This window comes from Pseudoduganella sp. jia 9 (assembly GCF_055502615.1).
Genome location: NZ_JBUPWE010000004.1, coordinates 153,261 through 170,631 on the forward strand (window position 1 = coordinate 153,261; position 17,371 = coordinate 170,631).

General features: G+C 66.1%; 15 protein-coding genes. 10 read left to right on the forward strand and 5 right to left on the reverse strand.

Annotated features, from left to right (window positions below):
• Complete coding sequence (locus tag ACY34H_RS05565) at window positions 1-696, forward strand: dienelactone hydrolase family protein (protein ID WP_464976496.1); 696 nt, start codon at window positions 1-3, stop codon at window positions 694-696.
• A gap of 64 nt (window positions 697-760) precedes the next feature.
• Window positions 761-1,204, forward strand: coding sequence for a thioesterase family protein (locus ACY34H_RS05570; protein ID WP_464976497.1), 444 nt, complete (start codon window positions 761-763; stop codon window positions 1,202-1,204).
• A 57-nt stretch (window positions 1,205-1,261) separates the two neighbouring features.
• On the opposite strand, the gene ACY34H_RS05575 is transcribed toward ACY34H_RS05570, so the two are convergent.
• Window positions 1,262-1,756 carry a DUF3016 domain-containing protein gene (locus ACY34H_RS05575; RefSeq protein ID WP_464976498.1) on the reverse strand — a complete coding sequence of 165 codons (495 nt, stop codon included), beginning with the start codon at window positions 1,754-1,756 and terminating at the stop codon, window positions 1,262-1,264.
• Between the two features lie 337 nt (window positions 1,757-2,093).
• Between ACY34H_RS05575 and ACY34H_RS05580 the strand changes: the two genes are divergently transcribed.
• Both ACY34H_RS05580 and ACY34H_RS05585 read left to right on the forward strand, forming a co-directional pair.
• On the forward strand, window positions 2,094-2,843 hold the full coding sequence (locus tag ACY34H_RS05580; protein WP_464976499.1) for a DNA-formamidopyrimidine glycosylase family protein: 750 nt from the start codon (window positions 2,094-2,096) through the stop codon (window positions 2,841-2,843).
• 110 nt (window positions 2,844-2,953) lie between these two features.
• On the forward strand, window positions 2,954-4,459 hold the full coding sequence (locus tag ACY34H_RS05585) for an HD domain-containing phosphohydrolase (protein ID WP_464976500.1): 1,506 nt from the start codon (window positions 2,954-2,956) through the stop codon (window positions 4,457-4,459).
• 46 nt (window positions 4,460-4,505) lie between these two features.
• On the opposite strand, the gene ACY34H_RS05590 is transcribed toward ACY34H_RS05585, so the two are convergent.
• Both ACY34H_RS05590 and ACY34H_RS05595 read right to left on the reverse strand, forming a co-directional pair.
• Window positions 4,506-5,924 carry an ATP-binding protein gene (locus ACY34H_RS05590; protein WP_464976501.1) on the reverse strand — a complete coding sequence of 473 codons (1,419 nt, stop codon included), beginning with the start codon at window positions 5,922-5,924 and terminating at the stop codon, window positions 4,506-4,508.
• 134 nt (window positions 5,925-6,058) lie between these two features.
• Complete coding sequence (locus tag ACY34H_RS05595) at window positions 6,059-6,568, reverse strand: hypothetical protein (protein ID WP_464976654.1); 510 nt, start codon at window positions 6,566-6,568, stop codon at window positions 6,059-6,061.
• Between the two features lie 154 nt (window positions 6,569-6,722).
• Here ACY34H_RS05595 and ACY34H_RS05600 point away from each other — a divergent pair, with 154 nt between their 5' ends.
• A complete protein-coding gene (locus ACY34H_RS05600; RefSeq protein ID WP_464976502.1) occupies window positions 6,723-7,802 on the forward strand; it encodes a porin in 1,080 nt (359 codons plus the stop codon).
• 157 nt (window positions 7,803-7,959) lie between these two features.
• The gene (locus tag ACY34H_RS05605; protein WP_464976503.1) at window positions 7,960-8,346 is read left to right on the forward strand and encodes a hypothetical protein; all 387 of its coding nucleotides are present in this window, start codon (window positions 7,960-7,962) and stop codon (window positions 8,344-8,346) included.
• Between the two features lie 51 nt (window positions 8,347-8,397).
• On the opposite strand, the gene queC is transcribed toward ACY34H_RS05605, so the two are convergent.
• Window positions 8,398-9,108: a 7-cyano-7-deazaguanine synthase QueC gene (queC, locus tag ACY34H_RS05610; protein ID WP_464976504.1), complete on the reverse strand. Its 711-nt coding sequence runs from the start codon at window positions 9,106-9,108 to the stop codon at window positions 8,398-8,400.
• 132 nt (window positions 9,109-9,240) lie between these two features.
• Between queC and ACY34H_RS05615 the strand changes: the two genes are divergently transcribed.
• A complete protein-coding gene (locus tag ACY34H_RS05615) occupies window positions 9,241-11,022 on the forward strand; it encodes an autotransporter assembly complex protein TamA (protein ID WP_464976505.1) in 1,782 nt (593 codons plus the stop codon).
• Window positions 11,022-15,461 carry a translocation/assembly module TamB domain-containing protein gene (locus tag ACY34H_RS05620; protein ID WP_464976506.1) on the forward strand — a complete coding sequence of 1,480 codons (4,440 nt, stop codon included), beginning with the start codon at window positions 11,022-11,024 and terminating at the stop codon, window positions 15,459-15,461. The genes ACY34H_RS05615 and ACY34H_RS05620 overlap by 1 nt, the downstream gene beginning before the upstream one ends.
• 207 nt (window positions 15,462-15,668) lie before the next feature.
• On the opposite strand, the gene ACY34H_RS05625 is transcribed toward ACY34H_RS05620, so the two are convergent.
• On the reverse strand, window positions 15,669-15,836 hold the full coding sequence (locus ACY34H_RS05625; RefSeq protein ID WP_464976507.1) for a hypothetical protein: 168 nt from the start codon (window positions 15,834-15,836) through the stop codon (window positions 15,669-15,671).
• Window positions 15,837-15,928: 92 nt separating this feature from the next.
• Between ACY34H_RS05625 and ACY34H_RS05630 the strand changes: the two genes are divergently transcribed.
• A complete protein-coding gene (locus ACY34H_RS05630) occupies window positions 15,929-16,453 on the forward strand; it encodes a CcdC protein domain-containing protein (protein WP_464976508.1) in 525 nt (174 codons plus the stop codon).
• Window positions 16,450-17,364 carry a hypothetical protein gene (locus ACY34H_RS05635; protein ID WP_464976509.1) on the forward strand — a complete coding sequence of 305 codons (915 nt, stop codon included), beginning with the start codon at window positions 16,450-16,452 and terminating at the stop codon, window positions 17,362-17,364. Before ACY34H_RS05630 ends, ACY34H_RS05635 begins: the two co-directional genes overlap by 4 nt.
• Window positions 17,365-17,371: the final 7 nt, after the last annotated feature.

The window sequence follows — 17,371 nt, forward strand, 5'->3', positions numbered from 1 at the left end:
TTGGACAACGATACGCGATGGATCGACATACAGGGCGATGACGGCACGTTCCAGGCTTACCAGGCATTGCCGCGCGGCGGTACCGGTCCCGGGATCGTGCTGATCCAGGAAATTTTCGGCGTCAATGCGCATATCCGCAGCGTGGCCGAGCAGTACGCGGCGGACGGCTACGTGGTGCTGGCGCCGGACCTGTTCTGGCGCCAGGGCGCCCATATCGAACTCACGTACGACGAAACGGACTGGAAAAAGGCCGTGGCGTTGAAGGGCGCCACGGATACGCAGAAGGCGGTGGCCGACGTGGCCGCCACCATCCGCGCCCTGCGCGGCCTCGATGGCGTGCAAAAAGTGGCGTCGATCGGCTACTGCTTCGGCGGCTTGCTGTCCTACCTGGCGGCGGCGGCCGGCAATGTCGACGCGGCCGTGGCCTACTACGGCGGCGGCATCCAGAACCAGCTGGACCAGGCGGACGGCGTGACGGTGCCGCTGCTGATGCATTTCGGCGGCAGGGACAGCCATATTCCGAACGATGCCGTGAAAAGTATCGCCGAGCGCTTCGGCGACCGCGACAACGTGGAAATCCACGTCTACCCCGAAGCCGAGCATGGCTTCAACTGCTCGCACCGCGGCAGCTACCACCAGCGCTCGTCCGCCGAGGCGCATGGGCACACGCTGCTGTTCCTCGCCGAAAACCTGTAAGGGCGGCGGCCGCGCTACAATATTTTTTTAATCCCTGGCGCCCGGAGCGGGCGCCGCTTCCACCATGGCCAGACTCAATCTTGCATTCCCGGACGACCAGTTCGTCTATTCGACGCAGATGTCGGTGCGTGTCACCGACATCAATCACGGCAACCACCTCTCCAACGACTCGATGATCTCGATGATTTCCGAGGCGCGCGCGCGGTTCCTGTACGAATACGGCGTGCGCGAAACGGAAAGCGACGGCAGCGGCATCATCGTGACCGACCTGGCCACCACCTACCGCGCCGAAGCCCATGCGCGCGATCTGCTGGTGTTCGAAGTAGGCGTGATGGATTTCAACAAGTACGGCGGCGACATCATCTTCCGCATCACCCGCCCGGCCGACGGCACGCTGGTGGCGCTGGCGAAATACGGGTTTGTGTTCTTCAACTACCGGTTGAAGGAAGTGGTGCCGATGCCGGACGACTTCCGGGCGAAATTCCCGCGGGTGAACTGGATCGAATGACCAGCGGGTCACTGACCTTCCGCGATACGGGCGGCATGCCGCCGCCCTTCCCCGCAGTTACCTGCTGCTCACCTGGCTGCCCAGGATCGTTTTCTGGAACCAGTCGTCCACCATCTGCTTTTCATAGCGCAGCGGGTCGCCGGACGAGTACCGGTTGATGCGCTGCTGGTACATCATGTTCTTCAGCGTTTCCTCGCCGCTGCGGAGCACCTGCCCGTCCTGCTCCAGCGTATAGCTGAGCTTCATCGTCGGCCAGTCGGCCCCGCCGCGCATGATGCGGATATCGCTGATCGCCCAGCGGCGCGGTTCCTCGCGGCCCGCCAGGTCGATGTCGGTCACGTTAATTTTCAGTTCCTGCCCGGCCGGCAGGTCCTTGGCCAGTTCATCGAAATGCCGTGCCATTTCCTTCAACACCTGTTCGCGGTCCTGCGGCGAACGGGGCATGTCGATGAATTCATCCGGCTTGACGTAGTTGACCGTGGCTTCGGCGCTGGCAGCGCCGGTCACCGCCAGTAGCGCCGCGGCCAGCCAGAAGCGTGCTTGCAGTCGCATGATGTTTCCTTTCCTCGATTTGGTCCTGTCATCAGCTTTTGACTATACGCCGATCACGCAAGACGATCGTTTCAGCTGTCACGATGTTGTAACAGATCGCAACTAACATGCTGGCATCTTCTCCGCACTTCGCGTGTGGAAATGTCTCCCGATGGAGGCCCGCGGGCGGCAAGCCCGCAAACGGAGTCCTGATGCGTCGTGCTCACGGCGCTATCCTTCGCCGCACCCGGCTCGCGCCGCGTGCGGTTTTTTTTGTCGCTGGTTTTGTACGCGTGCTAACTGCCAGGCCTTGGTCAGGGAGGCAGACTTTGCTCTTCACACCAAACTGGAGCACGGCATGCCCGAAGGTCCTTCCCTTGTCATCCTGAAAGAACTGGCACAGCCGTTCGAAGGCCGTACGATCGCCGCGGCGCATGGCAACAGCAAGGCGGTGCAGTTCGACGAACTGCCCGGCCAGCCGATCCTGTCGCTGCGCACCTGGGGCAAGCATTTCCTGATCGAATTGCCGTTGTACACGATCCGCATCCATTTCCTGATGTTCGGCAGTTACCGGATCGACGAGCGCAAGGAAAACAGTCCCGAGCGGCTGGGGCTGGCATTCGAGGAAGGCGGCGAGCTCAATTTCTATACTTGTGCGGTGCAGCTGATCGAGGGTGATCTCGACAGTGCTTACGAATGGCAGGCCGATGTGATGGCCGATGCCTGGAAACCGGCCGCCGCGCTGAAGAAGCTGCGCGCGATGCCCGATACGCTGGTGTGCGATGCGCTGCTCGACCAGACCGTCTTTTCCGGAGTCGGCAACATCATCAAGAACGAGGTGCTGTTCCGGCTGAAAATCCATCCGGCCTCCACGGTGGGGGCATTGCCGGCCGCCAAATTGCGCGAACTCGTCAAGCAGGCACGGCAATACAGTTTCGAGTTCCTCGAATGGAAAAAGGCTTTCGTGCTGAAACAGCACTGGCTGGTGCACACGAAGCGGATTTGCCCGCGCTGCAATATTGCATTGCACAAGGCGCACCTGGGCAAGACCAGGCGGCGCACTTTCTGGTGCGAACGCTGCCAGAAACGATATGGCCCGGTGTTGTAAAGCCGTAGCGCAAAGACTATTTCCTGTTGTTAATAATCAAAGCGCCGCATACAATCGGCTGACCCGTACCCCGAAAATGCACGGTCTCCTGACCTTATTGACGAACCGCCATGTCCTTTCTGTCTTCAGCATCGCCCAAGCTGCCACCCTGGAAAATCCTGCTGGTCGACGACGAGCCCGACATCCATGACATCACCAAACTGACGCTGGCGCGTTTCCGGCTCGATGGCCGCAGCCTCTCCTTCGTGCATGCCTACAGCGGCCAGCAAGCCAAGGAAGTGCTGGCGCGCGAGAGCGATATCGCCCTGGTGTTCCTGGACGTGGTGATGGAACGCGAGGACAGCGGCCTCGAAGTGGCGCGCTGGATGCGCCAGGACCTGGACAACCAGTTTACCCGCATCGTGCTGCGCACCGGCCAGCCGGGCCAGGCGCCCGAGGAACGCGTGATCGTCGACTACGACATCAACGATTACAAGGAAAAGACGGAACTAGACCGCACCAAGCTGTTCACCACCACCTTCGCAGCGCTGCGCGCCTACCGCGACATCATGAAGGTCGAGGAAGCGCGCCAGCAGCAGGTGCACTACCGCGAGGGGCTGGAACGGGTGATCGCGGCTTCCACGCATATTTTCAAGCAGCGCAACCTGAAGGACTTCGCCAACGGCCTGCTGCAGCAGGTGGTAGCGCTATTGCGGCTGGAGCACAGCATGCTGCTGCGCCTGCGCGGCGCCACCGCGATCGCCGGCGAAGGCGAAGGCGAATTCGAGGTGCTGGCGCAGATCGGCGAAGAAACGCTGCTGACGCAGGACCTGATCGCCCAGCTGCACGCGGCCGAACGCAACCGCATTTCGCGGCTGGAAGGCGATACCTATGTCGGCTACTTCCCGAACCACAGCGGCAAGGCTTCGCTGCTGGTGCTGAAAGGGGTCGACGAGATTTCCGAGATCGATACCAAGCTGCTGGAGATCTTTTGCAGCGACGTGGCGATCGCCTTCGACAATATCCTGCTGAGCCAGGAAATCACCGATACCCAGGCCGAGCTGATCATGCGCCTCGGCGACGTCGTCGAATCGCGCTCGAACGAGGCCGGCAACCACGTGCGCCGCATGTCCGAGGTGTGCCACCTGCTGGCCAGCGCGGCCGGCCTGCCGGAGGATGAAACGGCGGTGCTGAAGCATGCCGCGCCGATGCACGACATCGGCAAGATCGCCACGCCCGACGCCGTGCTGCTGAAACCCGGCAAGCTCACCCCGGAAGAGTGGGAAATCATGAAGCAGCACCCGGCCGTGGGCGCATCGATCCTCGACGGATCGCAGCGCCCGATCCTGAAAGCGGCTGCCGTCATCGCCCACCAGCACCACGAGAAATACGACGGCACCGGCTACCCGCAGGGCCTGAAGGGCGAAGACATCCACCTGTACGCCCGCATCGTCGCCGTGGCCGACGTGTTCGACGCGCTGATGCACAAGCGCGTCTACAAGGATGCCTGGCCGGTCGAGCGCGTGATCGACTACCTGCGCGAAGTCGCCGGCAAGCACCTCGATCCGCGCTTCGTCGAACTGCTGATCGAGAACGTGGACGAAGCGCTGGCGATTACGGCGCGGCTGCCGGACTAGTGTCCTGTATCCCTGATCCGGGACACTGACCGCCCGGCACTGGCATTCAGCCCTGGCTGCGTTTCCGCTGGTCGCGCGGGAACCGCAGCCTGTAGTGCAAGCCCATGCCCGGTGCGCTGCTGACCTTGATGGTGCCGCCCAGCGGGCCGGTGGCCAGGTTGTACAGGATGTGCGCGCCCAGCCCCGAGCCGCCGCTGCCGCGCTTGGTCGTGAAGAAGGGGTCGAACAGCTGGGTCAGCAGGCTCTGGTCCATGCCCATCCCATCGTCGCTGTAGTCGAACGTGACGTGGTCGCCATCGAGGCGGCCGGTGATGCGGATGGTTCCGGGCTGGTCTTCCTCGTAGCCGTGCACCAGCGAATTCTCGATCATGTTGGTGACGATCTGCGATATGGCGCCCGGGAAGCTGTCCAGGTGGATGTCCGGCGGGCATTCAACCTGCACCTTGACGGGGTTGCCCTTCAGCTTGGGCTGCAGCGACAGCAGCACCTCGGCCAGGTATTTCGCCAGGTTGAAATGGCGGATGTTCTCCGACGACTGGTCTACCGCCACCTGCTTGAAGCTGCGCACCAGCGCGGCGGCACGCTGCGTATTGCCCGTCATGATGCGCAGCGACTGGTCGACGGTATCGAAGAACTGGTTCAGGCCCTCTTCGTCGAGCCGACCTTCGGCCAGGTCGCGCCGCGTCAGTTTCAGTTCTTCCACCAGATGCGAGGTGGCCGTCACGCAGATGCCCAGCGGCGTATTGATCTCGTGCGCCACGCCGGCGACGAGGCGGCCCAGCGACGCCAGCTTTTCCTGCCGCACCAGTTCCGACTGCGCATCCTGCAGCTGCGTCAGCGCATGGTTCAGCGCCTGGTTCTGCCGCTCCAGTGCCGCCCTCGCGGTATCCAGCCGCAGCGTGCGTTCCTGCACCGCGCGCTCCAGCCGGTCCATGCTCTGCAAGCCCTGCAGCGCGGACGACACCTGGTTGGCGATCAGCGCGAACAGCGCCTGGTCTTCGCCGCTGTAGGTATGTTCGCTGTCGTAGCTCTGGATGACGATCACGCCCAGCGGCTGGTGATTCTGGTCCATCAGCGGGCAGCCGATCCAGTGCTCGGCGATCGTGCCCACGCCGAAGGCGGCGATCTTGCGGCGCGAGATGTGCTCGGCCGCCGTCATCACCAGGCTTTGCCGGTTCAGGATCACCCAGGCGGTGGGCGATTCGTCGGGCGACGCCAGGTGCATCAGTTCAGACGGATCGGGCGGGGTATCGGCTTCGTCGACGTAGTAGACGAAGCGCACCGCGTTCGGTGCGCCATCGCGGTCGTTCAGCGCCACATAGAAATTGGCCGCATACATGATGCGGCCCAGCGCACCGTGCACGGCGCGCAGGAAACCGACGATGTCGGTGCAGCGCGTGGACAGTTGGCCGATTTCCAGCAGCACGGCCTGGACGGCTTCAAGGCGGCGAAGACGATCTTCCATCGAATTTCCCGAGGTAAATAAATGCAATCAGGAAATATAGCAGGCGCCTCCGCCGAGGGCCAGCGCCGCTACAAAAATGCAACAGAGGCGTGCAAAAAATCTTCAGCCAAGGGATGCAACGGCCCGGCAGGCCGTCAGCCGCCCGATGGCTTGCGGTAGCCGCCTTCGATCCAGTCGGTGGCGCTGGTGGTGGACAGCCGGAAATCGGGCCGCGTGCGCACCGAAGCCAGTTCGTCGCCATATTCGTCGACCGCGGTCAGCGTGGCGAACGGTTCATCCTCGTCCGGCGTGATGACGAGCTTGACGGTAATCGCCGCGCCTTCGTCGGTGACCACGCGCACCGACTTGTGCAGCCGCGCGTGCAACTGCTGTTCATGGCGGCGGATCACCTCGTTGGCGGTCTTGACCAGCGTGTGGAAGGCGGAAATATCCAGCGGCTTGGGATTTTTCTTGTCGCGGCCCATCGTCCACGGCCCTACCAGCGCAGGCTCCGGTTCGCCATCCTTGATCATCGCCACGGCCCAGCCGTCGTCATCCTCGTTCTTGATGACGCGGGCGGTCCAGCCCTGCCCCTGCCAGACGCGGTCTTCCTGGATCGGCGCATCTTCGGGCTCTTCGTGTTCTTCGTGTTCCTGGTGGTCCATCAACGTTTCCTCGATCAGATCTTCCATGGGTCCTCTCGGCAAATTACTGTATGAATACCCAGTACTATAGCAGCTTCAGAGGGAAAAATGGGAGCCCGCCGGGCGCCACGTTTGGGGGATGCCGTCCCGGAGCCGCCGCCGGACAATGGCCGCCATGAAGACATCCACTCTGATTCGCCTTTTTACCCTGTCCGCCGGTGTCGCGGCCACACCCTTCGTCCACGCCCAGGTGCAGGTCTATGGCCGGCTCAACGTCTCGCTGGAAGCGGCGCGCGCTCCCGGCGTGCACGTCGAACGCATGGTCAACAACCGCTCGGTGCTGGGCTTCAAGGGCAGCGAAGACCTGGGCGACGGCCTGAAGGCCCTGTTCCAGGTCGAGGGCACGCTGGCGCCCGACACCGGCGCCGGAGAGATTGCCCGGCGCGATACCCGCGTCGGGCTGGAAGGTCCGTTCGGCACCGTGTTCGCCGGCCACTGGACCACGGCGTACAACGGTGCCACGTCGGGCCTCGATCCGTTTTATCCGACCACGGCCGGCTACATGAGCATCCTCGCCAACGGTTCGGCCTCATCGACCGACAACGTGACCGACGTGGCGTCGTTCGACCGCCGCCAGGCCAACAGCGTGCACTGGTGGTCGCCGCGCTGGCGCGGCTGGACGCTGCGCGCCACGCACGGCCTGTCGGAAGAACGCCCGGCCAGCGGCGCGAAGCCGTCGCTGCTGTCGCTGGCGCTGATCCACGACGCGGGGCCGCTGTATGTGGCGCTGGCCCACGAGCGCCATCGCGCGTATCACGGCCCCGGCAGCGCCGATACCGGCAGCAAGGCAGCCGTCGGCTACACCTTCGGCACCACGCGGCTGGCGCTGGTCGCCGAGCGCCTCGCCTACGAGCTGCCGGCCGGCCGGCTGGCCCGCAACGCGCTGTATGTATCGCTGAGCCACCAGGCCGGACGGCACGGCCTGCGCGCCAGCCTCGGCCGTGCCGGCGATGGCCACGGCAGCGGCACCGTCGGCTTCGTGCGCGGCGGCACGGACACCGGTGCCGTGCATGCCACCGCCGGCTACGAGTACCTGTTCTCGCCCCGGACCACGGTGTATGCGTACCACACGCGGCTGCGCAACGACGCCAATGCGGCGTATGACTTCCCGATCAATGGCGTGGGCGCGCTGGGCAGCCCGCTGACCGGCGCGCACATCTCGGCCACCTCGTTCGGACTGCGCCACAGTTTTTGACTGCCGCTGACGCAGGCGGGCGGCAAGACCGGTTTGTTGGGTGCCGGTTCTTTCCCGTTCACCCCGCAAATCCAACCGTTCGTCGCTTTCAGCCCGCATCTCCAGCCATGGCCGCGTAAAGTTCAACCATCGCCACAGCCACTCCCCTGGAGCCATCATGAAAAAACTACTCGCCGTTACCATCGTCGTGCTGCTGTTCATCGCAGCCTGCAACGTCTTCGATCATCCGTGGGGCCACGACTTCTACGTGAACGTCGACGGCGAGGAATTCGACGGGCCGTTCGGCTGGGTGCTGGGCGTGCTGCTGGCCGGCGGCGGGCTGCTGGTCGGCGCTGTCGTCGTGGTCTGCGTGGCCATCCTGGTCGGCCTGCTGTTCGCCGGACTGGGCGTGCTGGTGGTGTTCGGCCTGGCCGCGCTGGGCGTGGCGCTGGCCGCCGCCCTGTCGCCGCTGCTGCTGCCGCTGGCGATCGTCATCGGCCTGGTGTGGTATTTCAACCGCCGCGGCAAGCGGCGCACGGCGGCGATGAAGGAAGCGGCCGTCTGAACGACGCATGACGCAAGACGAAAGGGCCGCGATTGCGGCCCTTTTTGCTTTCTACGCCGCCTTGGCCGCGACGTAGTTCTGGTACCCTCGCGCCCGCAGCGCGCAGGCCGGGCACTCGCCGCAGCCATAGCCCCAGTCGTGCAGCGCGCCGCGCTCGCCCTTGTAGCAGGTGTGCGTGTCGGCGCGGATCAGGTCGACCAGCGGCTGGCCGCCGAGATCTTCGGCCAGTTCCCAGGTTTGCGCCTTGTCCAGCCACATCAGCGGCGTTTCCAGCTTGCTGCGCGTGTCCATGCCCAGGTTCAGCGCCACCTGCAGCGCCTTCATGGTGTCGTCGCGGCAGTCCGGGTAGCCGGAGAAATCGGTTTCGCACATGCCGCCCACCAGCACGTTCATGCCGCGGCGATAGGCCAGCGTGGCCGCCACCATCATGAACATCAGGTTGCGGCCGGGGACGAAGGTATTCGGCAAGCCGTTGGCCTGCATCGTGATCTCGATGTCCTCGGTCATCGCCGTGTGCGACAGCTGGGAGATCAGCCCCAGGTCGATCATGTGGTCCTCTCCCAGCCTGGCATCCCAGTCCGGGCGCAGCAGGCGCATTTTTGCCAGCAGCTGCGGGCGCATCGTCAATTCGATCGCGTGGCGCTGGCCATAGTCGAAGCCGATCGTTTCGACCCGTTCGTAGCGGTCCAGGGCCCAGGCCAGACAGGTGGTGGAATCCTGTCCGCCGGAGAACAGCACCAGGGCGGCATCGCGTGTCATCATTGAATCCTTCTCGAAAACCAAAAAATCTTATAAGTACGCCATCTTTTCTACCGATCCGGTAACATCGCCCCGATAATAATCAACCATCCATCACCGGGGTCACGAATTTTGGCACAACTCGTCACAAATGTAATGCGGCTGGCCTGCGCGGCGGTGCTGGCGGCGCCGCTCGCGCTCTATGCGGCGGAGGGGCTGCAGTACAACGTGCGGATCAATGCGCCAGGCGATCTCGACGAACTGCTCGAGGAAAACCTCGACCTCCTGAAGTACCGCGGCAATCCACGCACCGATATCGAACAGCTGCGCCGCATGGTGCGCACCGCTCCCGCGCAGGCCAATACCCTGCTGGCCACCGAAGGCTACTACTCGCCCACCGTCAACGTGCAGCTCGACGAAAGCGGTACCTCGCCGCAGGTGACGGTGGACGTGACGCCCGGCGAACCGGTGCTGGTGGGCGGCGTCGAAATCGTGCTGAACGGTTTTGCCTCGAATCCCGAATCGCCGTTCGACAAGGAAGCGCTGAAGGCCAGCTGGCCGCTGGCGGAAGGCCAGGTGTTCCGCCAGGCCGACTGGGAAAGCGCCAAGCGGGCGATGCTGCGCGCCGTGGTGCAGACCCGCTACCCGCGCGCGCAGATGACGGAAAGCGTGGCCACCGTCGATCCGGACACGAAGCGCGCATTGCTGCGCGTGGCGCTGGACAGCGGCCCGGAGATGCGCTTCGGCGACATTCGCATCGAAGGTCTCGAACGCTACCCGGAAGCCGTCATCCGCAACCTCAACAAGATCAACCCGGGCGACCTGTACAGCGAAGCGGCATTGCAGGCCTTCCAGTCGAAACTGCAGGATACCGGCTATTTCTCGTACGTGGAAGTGACGGCGGACCTGAACACGCTGATCGGCGAACGGCAGGAAGCGCAGGCCGAACAGAGCGCCGGCGCGCCGCAGCCGGCCACGCTGCCGCCGGTACCGCTGCTGGTGCATGTGGTGGAAAACAAGAGCAAGCATGTCAGCGTCGGTGTCGGCTTCTCCACCAACACGGGCGGCCGCACGTCGGTCAGCTATGACGACCTGGCCATCTGGGGCCTGCGCCTGAAAAGCGCGCTCACGGTGGAACAGAAGAAGCAGACGGCACGCGGCGACTTTTATTTCCCGACCACGGCGGATGGCTACAACGACAGCTTCGGCGCCGCGCTGGAGCGCAACGACATCGAAGGCGAAGTGACGCGCACCGCCTCGGTCTACGCCAAGCGCGCCTGGGGCACGCCGCTGCTCGAACGCAGCATCTCGGCCGAGTACCTGAACGAGAGCCGCACGATCGCCGGGTCCGAACCCACCCATGCCATGAGCCTGCCGATCACGTATGCCGTCACATGGCGCAAGCTGGACAACCTGATATTCCCGACCAAGGGGTACGTGCTCAATGCCACGGCCGGCGGCGCGCTGCTGCCGATCCTCACCGACGAGAAATTCATCCGCGTCACGGCGCGCGGCATCACTTACCGCCCGCTCGATGCAAAGAACCTGCTGATCTTCCGCGGCGAGATCGGCGCGCTGCGCTCGGGCAGCAAGGACGGCGTGCCGGCCACCTACCTGTTCCGCGCCGGCGGCGACAATTCCGTGCGCGGCTACGCCTACCAGGAGCTGGGCGTGCAGGAAGGCGATGCCACCGTGGGCGGCCGCTACCTGGCCACCGCCAGCGCCGAATACCAGTACTGGTTCCGTCCCACCTGGGGCGCCGCCGTGTTCTACGACGCCGGCAATGCCGCCGATTCGCTGTCGGAGATCCATCCGAAATCCGGCTACGGCGTCGGCGCCCGCTACAAGAGCCCGGTGGGCCCGATCAATGTCGACGTGGCCTTCGGCCACGCGACGCGCAAGGCTCGCCTGCACTTCTCACTTGGATTCACGTTCTGATGGCCGACGATACCAACACCCCCGACAATCCGGCCAGCCAGTCCAGCGACGACGCGCCGCTGCCCCGCAAGGAACGCCGCTGGCTGCGCCGCACGCTGATCGGCACCGGCATCACCGTTGTCATTCTCGGCGGCGCAATCTGGCTGCTGGGCCGCGAAACCACGCTGCAGCAGATCGCCGAGCGCGTGGCGAAGGCCAGCGGCGGCGCGATCACGATCACCGGCGTCACCGGCTCGCTGTACAACCACATGCACATCGGCCGCGTCGTCTACAAGGGCAAGACCAGCACGATCACCGCCGACAATATCGACATCGACTGGTCGCCGCTGCAGTTCTTCTCGTCCGGCATCGAGATCAGCCAGCTGCGCGTGCAGTCGGTGCTGATGCAGACCACCGGCGAGGACGACGAACCGGCCACGTTGCCGGAAACGCTGGCGCCGCCGTTCCGCATCGCGGTCGGCGATGCGCAATTGCTGAAGCTGACGATGGTTGGCCTGACCGGCACCCGCACCGAGATCACCGACGTGCGCGCGAAGCTGTATGGCGACAAGACGCAATGGCAGCTCACCAGCGCCAGCGCCGTCACGCCATTCGGCCGGGTGGCGGCCGGCGGCACGGTCGGCGCGCAAAAGCCGTTCAAGCTGGAGGCGAAGGCCGCGCTGACCGAAGTGCACATCGCGCCAGGCCAGCCGTCCGCGCAGCTGGCGGTGGCCGCCACCGGCAACCTGTCGCTGATGACGCTGGGGATCAAGGGCACGTCGCCGAACGCCAACGGCGACGGCACGGTCACGCTGACGCCGTTCGAGAAGATTCCGTTGCGGGCCGCGGACATCCGCGCATACGGCGTCGATCCGTCGCGCTTCCAGTCGGCGTGGCCGAAGGCCAGTCTCGATCTGCGTGTAAAAGCCGACATCGGCACGCAACAGCAGGTAAGCGGCCTGCTGGAACTGACCAACACCGCGGCACCCGGCCCGATCGACCAGCAATTGCTGCCGCTGAAGGCCGTCACGGCACGGCTGGGCGGCAACCTCACCACCGCCACGCTGGACAATCTGCTGATCGACCTGGGCAATGCCGGCCGCTTCACCGGCACCGGCCGGGTCGAGCGCACCGGGCCGGACGGCGGTATCGAAACGGCCGACATCCGCCTCCATACGGACCGCATCGACCTGCGCCACATCCACGGCGCGGCCAATGCCACGGCGATCGCCGGCGACATCGCGGCGAAGAGTACGGGAAGCGGCGCCGCGACCGTGCAGACGTTCGACGTGGCGCTGGCCGAGAAGAACATGCGCCTCGACGCGCACGCCAACCTGAAAGACACGCTGGTGACGATCGAGCGCGCCCGCCTGCAGGCCGGCCGCGGCAGCATCGGCGTGACGGGCCAGGCCAGCCTGGCGGACGACCGCGCCTTCAAGGCGGCGGTCGCGGTGGACCACTTCGACCCGGCGGCGCTGGGCGACTTCCCGAAAGCCGACCTGAATGCGGTGGCGAACGTGGCCGGCAAGCTGGTGCCCGAACTGGATGCCAGCGTCGGCTTCACGATCCGGCCATCGAAGTTCGCCGGCCAGGCGCTGTCCGGCAGCGGCAAGCTCGATGCGAATGCGCAGCACCTGACGAACATCGCCGCCAGCGTGGCGATGGGCCGCAACAAGGTCGAGGCGCGCGGCGCCTTCGGCCTGCCGGCCGACAAACTGAACTGGAAGGTCGACGCGAAGGACCTGGCGGCGCTGCAGCCAGGCCTGGCCGGCGCCGTCAACGGCAGCGGCCTTGCCACCGGCGGCTACGCCGCGCCGCGCACCAGCTTCGATGTCGAGGCGCGCGGCATCGGCCTGACGGGCGCGAAAGTGCGCGCGCTGGACAGCGTGATCCGCGCGTCCGGCCAGTTCGCGCTGGCCGGCAAGGACAAGTCGCCGGAAGTCACCCTGTCCGGCAGCATGCGGCGCGTGAACCCGGCGGCCTTCGCGGCGTCGGCACCGGCCGGCAACCTGAACGCCACGTTCGCGGGCAACGCCCGGCTGGCGACCGACTGGCGCGCCAACATGAACCTGGACTTCGCGCCATCGACGCTGGTCGATGCGCCGCTGACCGGCCACGCCAAACTGACCGCCGACCATCGCCACGTGGACAATGCCGACGTCGACCTGCGCCTGGGCCCGAACAGCCTGCTGGCGAAGGGCGCATTCGGCGCGCCGGCCGACCGGCTGAACTGGAAGCTCGATGCGCCGCAACTGTCCAGCCTGGGCGCCGGCTTCGGCGGCGTGCTGCGCGGTACCGGCACGCTGGGCGGCACCATGCAAAAGCCCACGCTGTCGTTCGGCATCGAGGGCAATTCGCTGCGGCTGATGACGCAGCACCAGGTGCGCGCGATCAAGGCCACCGGCACGCTCGGCAACGTCGACGCGCTGGTGGCGGACGTCAGCGTGACGGGCTACAGCTCGCCGGCGATCACGATCGACCGCGCCCGGCTGCAAAGCAGCGGCTCCAGCACGGCGCACACGATCGCCCTGTCCGCCGCCAATCCCGACTTCGACGCGGCGCTGCGCATCAAGGGCGGCTGGGCCAACGACACATGGACCGGCAGCATCGACACCCTGCAGAACCGCGGCCGCTTCGCGCTGAGCCTGCAGTCTCCCGCGCCCCTGACGATCGCGGCGCCGAAGGGCAGCGGCGTGGCGGGCCTGGCGTCACCGGAGCGCATCGCGCTGTCCGGCGCCGTGATCGGCCTGCCGGAAGGCAGCCTGCGCGTGGAAAACCTGGAAAAGAACGGCCCGCGCTGGCGCAGCCGCGGTACGGCCGCCGGCGTGCCCGCCACGTATCTCGCACAACTCTCCGATGCCTGGCGCGGCCGCGTCGTCAGCGACCTGACGTTGGGCGCGAACTGGGGCCTCGACATGACCTTGCCCGCCGCCCCCGGCGCTGCGCCGGCGCTCGACGGCTCCGTGCGCGTGTTCCGCGAAAAAGGCGACATCACCGTGACCGGCGGCGCGGCACCGTTGCGGCTGGGCCTCTCCCAGCTGCAGGCCGGCGTCAATGTCTCCGGCAGTACGCTGAAAGTGCAGGCCGGCATGGTCGGCACGCGTGCCGGCCGCATCGCGCTGGACGCCACGGCGCAACTGCGCGATGGCCGCATTCCCGGCGACAGCCCGCTGGCCGTGACCGGCAGCGTGGACGTGCCGTCGATCGGCTGGATGGCGCCGCTGACCGGCATGAGCGGGCTGGAACTGGAAGGTGCCCTGAAAGCGGCGATCGCCGGCAGCGGCACCGTCGCCAATCCGGCACTGAACGGCGAGGTTTCCGGCAACGGCCTGGTGATCAACTGGGCCGACCAGGGCGTTCGCCTGCGCAATGGCCAGTTGCAGGCGCGCGTCGACGGCGACCGCCTGACGCTGCAGAAGCTGCACCTGGAAGGCCGCACCGGCCGCGCCGATGCGGAAGGCTGGGTGCGCCTGGCCGGCAACGAGATGACGATGAACTTGAAGCTGACGGCGGACAAGCTCGAAGCGCTGTCGCGCCCGGACCGCACGCTGGTGCTGTCCGGCTCCACCGCGGTGATCCGCGACGCCAAGCGCTTCCAGCTGAATGGCAAGTTCCGTGCCGACCGCGCCGACATCGAACTGCCGGACGAGAATTCGCCGACGATCAGCGACGACGTGGTGATCCTCGGCCGCAGCAAGCCGACGATCAAGGAAACCGCGCAGTCGATGCCGCTGGACGTGGACCTGGAAGCGGACCTGGGCAACGATTTCCGCCTGAAGGGCAAGGGGCTCGACGCCTACCTGGCCGGCGGCGTGCACGTGCGCATCGCCGATCGCCGCGCGCCCCGCGTCAACGGCAGCATCCGCGTGGCCAGCGGCACCTACGCGGCCTATGGCCAGAAACTGGCGATCGAACGCGGCGTGATCAACTTCACGGGTGCCTACGACAACCCCGGCCTGAACATTCTCGCGGTGCGCAAGCGGCCGGAGGGCACCGAGCTGTCCGATACCAACGTGGAGGCCGGTGTCGAAGTGCGCGGCACGGTGCTGTCGCCGACCGCGCGGCTGGTCTCCACGCCTTCCGTGCCGGACAGCGAGAAGCTGTCATGGCTCGTGCTGGGCCACGGCATGGACGATATGCAGGGCAACGAAATGGGCCTGCTCGGCACCGCCGCCGGCGCACTGTTCGGCGGCAAGGGCGGCGGCAGCTTCGCCAACAAGGTCGGGCTGGACGAACTGGGCGTATCGCAAGGCAGCGGCAACGCCACCGGGCTGGAAAATACCGTGGTCACCGTCGGCAAGAAACTGTCGTCGCGCGCCTACCTGGGCTTCGAACAGGGTGCCGGCAGCGCCACCTCGCTGGTCAAGCTGCGCTACAAGCTGAACCAGCGCATCACGCTGCAGTTCCAGACCGGCACGAACAACGCGCTCGATGTGCTGTATACGTGGGCGTTCGATTGAACGGCTGAGGACGTGCCACCCTGCTGGCGCTGACGTTGCCCGGATAGCGATGGCCGATGTCGAGAGAACGCCAGAGCTGCAGGGGTCTGTCCCCGGTAAGCGATAGCGTCGGCGCGGGATGCCGGCGTATCGAGGGGACCGACCCCGGTTTTTTGCTCATGCTGCCGACCTGCCGGCAAAAACCGGGGACGGCCCCTGCTAGGCCCCCTACTCCGGATTCCGGTGCGGTACCGGATCGTCCTGCTCCACCGGCGCATCCGGATGATGCGGATGATTCGGCTGCGGATCGGGCATCGGTTCGTCGACGGGTACCGGCAGGTCCGGCGCCCGGTGTGCGTGGATCGGCAGGGCTGCACGCTCCATGAATCGGTCCATGATTCCTCCTGTGGTCTGGAAGTTCACCGTACCACGCCCCCCGGAATCGCGCCGCAGCGTTACAATTTTGCTTTTCCCGAACGATATCTTCCATGGAACTGACCACGCTGGCCCTGCTGATCCTGATCCCGCTGCTCATCTGGCGGGTCTACCTGCGGCTGCGGCCATTCTTCGCCCGGCAGGAATCGCTGATGTGGAAGCACTGGACCGGCGCCGTGCTGTTTTCGCTACTGCTGCTGGCAACCGCGGGTTCGCTGCTGGCGGATGCGCCGGCGCTGGCCTCGCTGGCCGGAGGTGCGGTGGCCGGCGGCTGGCTGGCATTCTTCACGCTGAGGAAAACGCGCTTCGAGACGGTGGGCCGCCGCTACTTCTTCAAGCCCTACGACCGCTTCGGCATTGTCATCTGCATGCTGTTCGCCGCGCGCGTGCTGCAGATCGGCGTGGAGCTGTACATGAACCGCCAATCCGAATTCCCGCAACTGATCACGCGCGACATGGTGCTGCGCCACCCATTGTCGTGCGTCGCGTTCGGCCTGCTGGCCGGCTACCTCGCCACTTTTTCGATCGGCATGCTGCGCTGGCGCCGCGCACAGCCGCCACTGCCGGAGCTTGAATGAACCTGTTGCCCGATACCCTGCTGCCGAACGAGCCCCGCATCGCGGACCCGCTCCAGCAAACCCTGACCGAACGTTTCCTGCTGCCCGCATTGCCGGCATTGCGGGCATTGCTGGAAGACCTGCGCGCCCGGATCGATCCGGCGCTCGCCGCTCGCCTGCCCGTCAAGCTGGGCCAGCCTTATCCGCGCGGCCAGGCCCTGGAAATCACCAAGGCGATGCACGAGACGCTGCGCCAGCTCGATGCCGGCACGCTGCCGGCGCGGGCCGCCGACGGCTTCGCGGCGCTGGCCGCCTTCAATGCCCATGGCGGCAGCCTGCGCCACGTCTGGGGTGCGCTGCACGGCACGCGCTTCCATCATGCTTTCCTGTTCGGCACCTTGCTGGTGGACGTGGCCGCCGATGCGATCGGTGGCGGCGGCAGGGTCGACATCGTGCCGTTCCGGCAGGCGCGCTTCACGCCGGTGCGCGACCACCGCCACTTCTCCCTGCTGGCGGCGAGCGCGTGGCAGGCCACCGTCTATCCGAACCACGTGCTGCCGGCACTCGCGCCGTACGCGCCGCTGATCATGCTGATCCCGGGCGGCTCGGTGCGCATCGAAGCCGATGCCGCCTACATGCACGAACTGGCACTGGCGAGCGGATTCACGTCCAGCGCGGACGTGCTGAACGGCCCGGCCATGCCGCCCGACCTGTTCGGGCTGGTGGCGGACACGCTGCGCAAGGCCGACATCGTCACCGCGGCCGACGCGGCGCAGGGCCGCAGCGAGGCACTGGGCCTGTGCGCGCAGTATCGCGACCGGGGCCGCCGTGCGGGCGACCTGGGCCACGTGCGGGCGCTCGAACTGCTGGGCAAGGCAAACGGCCTGCTGGCCACGCTGCAGGTATCGGTCTCGCAGCAGCGCGCCGCCTGACGGTGGC

Excerpts from the sequence above, each read along its gene's own strand:
- ACY34H_RS05570 (WP_464976497.1), top strand. The coding sequence starts at position 761 with ATGGCCAGACTCAATCTTGCATTCCCGGACGACCAGTTCGTCTATTCG.
- ACY34H_RS05620 (WP_464976506.1), top strand. The coding sequence starts at position 11,022 with ATGGCCGACGATACCAACACCCCCGACAATCCGGCCAGCCAGTCCAGC.
- ACY34H_RS05600 (WP_464976502.1), top strand. The coding sequence starts at position 6,723 with ATGAAGACATCCACTCTGATTCGCCTTTTTACCCTGTCCGCCGGTGTC.
- ACY34H_RS05595 (WP_464976654.1), bottom strand. The coding sequence starts at position 6,568 with ATGGACCACCAGGAACACGAAGAACACGAAGAGCCCGAAGATGCGCCG.
- ACY34H_RS05615 (WP_464976505.1), top strand. The coding sequence starts at position 9,241 with ATGCGGCTGGCCTGCGCGGCGGTGCTGGCGGCGCCGCTCGCGCTCTAT.
- queC (WP_464976504.1), bottom strand. The coding sequence starts at position 9,108 with ATGATGACACGCGATGCCGCCCTGGTGCTGTTCTCCGGCGGACAGGAT.
- ACY34H_RS05575 (WP_464976498.1), bottom strand. The coding sequence starts at position 1,756 with ATGCGACTGCAAGCACGCTTCTGGCTGGCCGCGGCGCTACTGGCGGTG.
- ACY34H_RS05605 (WP_464976503.1), top strand. The coding sequence starts at position 7,960 with ATGAAAAAACTACTCGCCGTTACCATCGTCGTGCTGCTGTTCATCGCA.
- ACY34H_RS05625 (WP_464976507.1), bottom strand. The coding sequence starts at position 15,836 with ATGGACCGATTCATGGAGCGTGCAGCCCTGCCGATCCACGCACACCGG.
- ACY34H_RS05635 (WP_464976509.1), top strand. The coding sequence starts at position 16,450 with ATGAACCTGTTGCCCGATACCCTGCTGCCGAACGAGCCCCGCATCGCG.
- ACY34H_RS05580 (WP_464976499.1), top strand. The coding sequence starts at position 2,094 with ATGCCCGAAGGTCCTTCCCTTGTCATCCTGAAAGAACTGGCACAGCCG.
- ACY34H_RS05585 (WP_464976500.1), top strand. The coding sequence starts at position 2,954 with ATGTCCTTTCTGTCTTCAGCATCGCCCAAGCTGCCACCCTGGAAAATC.
- ACY34H_RS05630 (WP_464976508.1), top strand. The coding sequence starts at position 15,929 with ATGGAACTGACCACGCTGGCCCTGCTGATCCTGATCCCGCTGCTCATC.
- ACY34H_RS05590 (WP_464976501.1), bottom strand. The coding sequence starts at position 5,924 with ATGGAAGATCGTCTTCGCCGCCTTGAAGCCGTCCAGGCCGTGCTGCTG.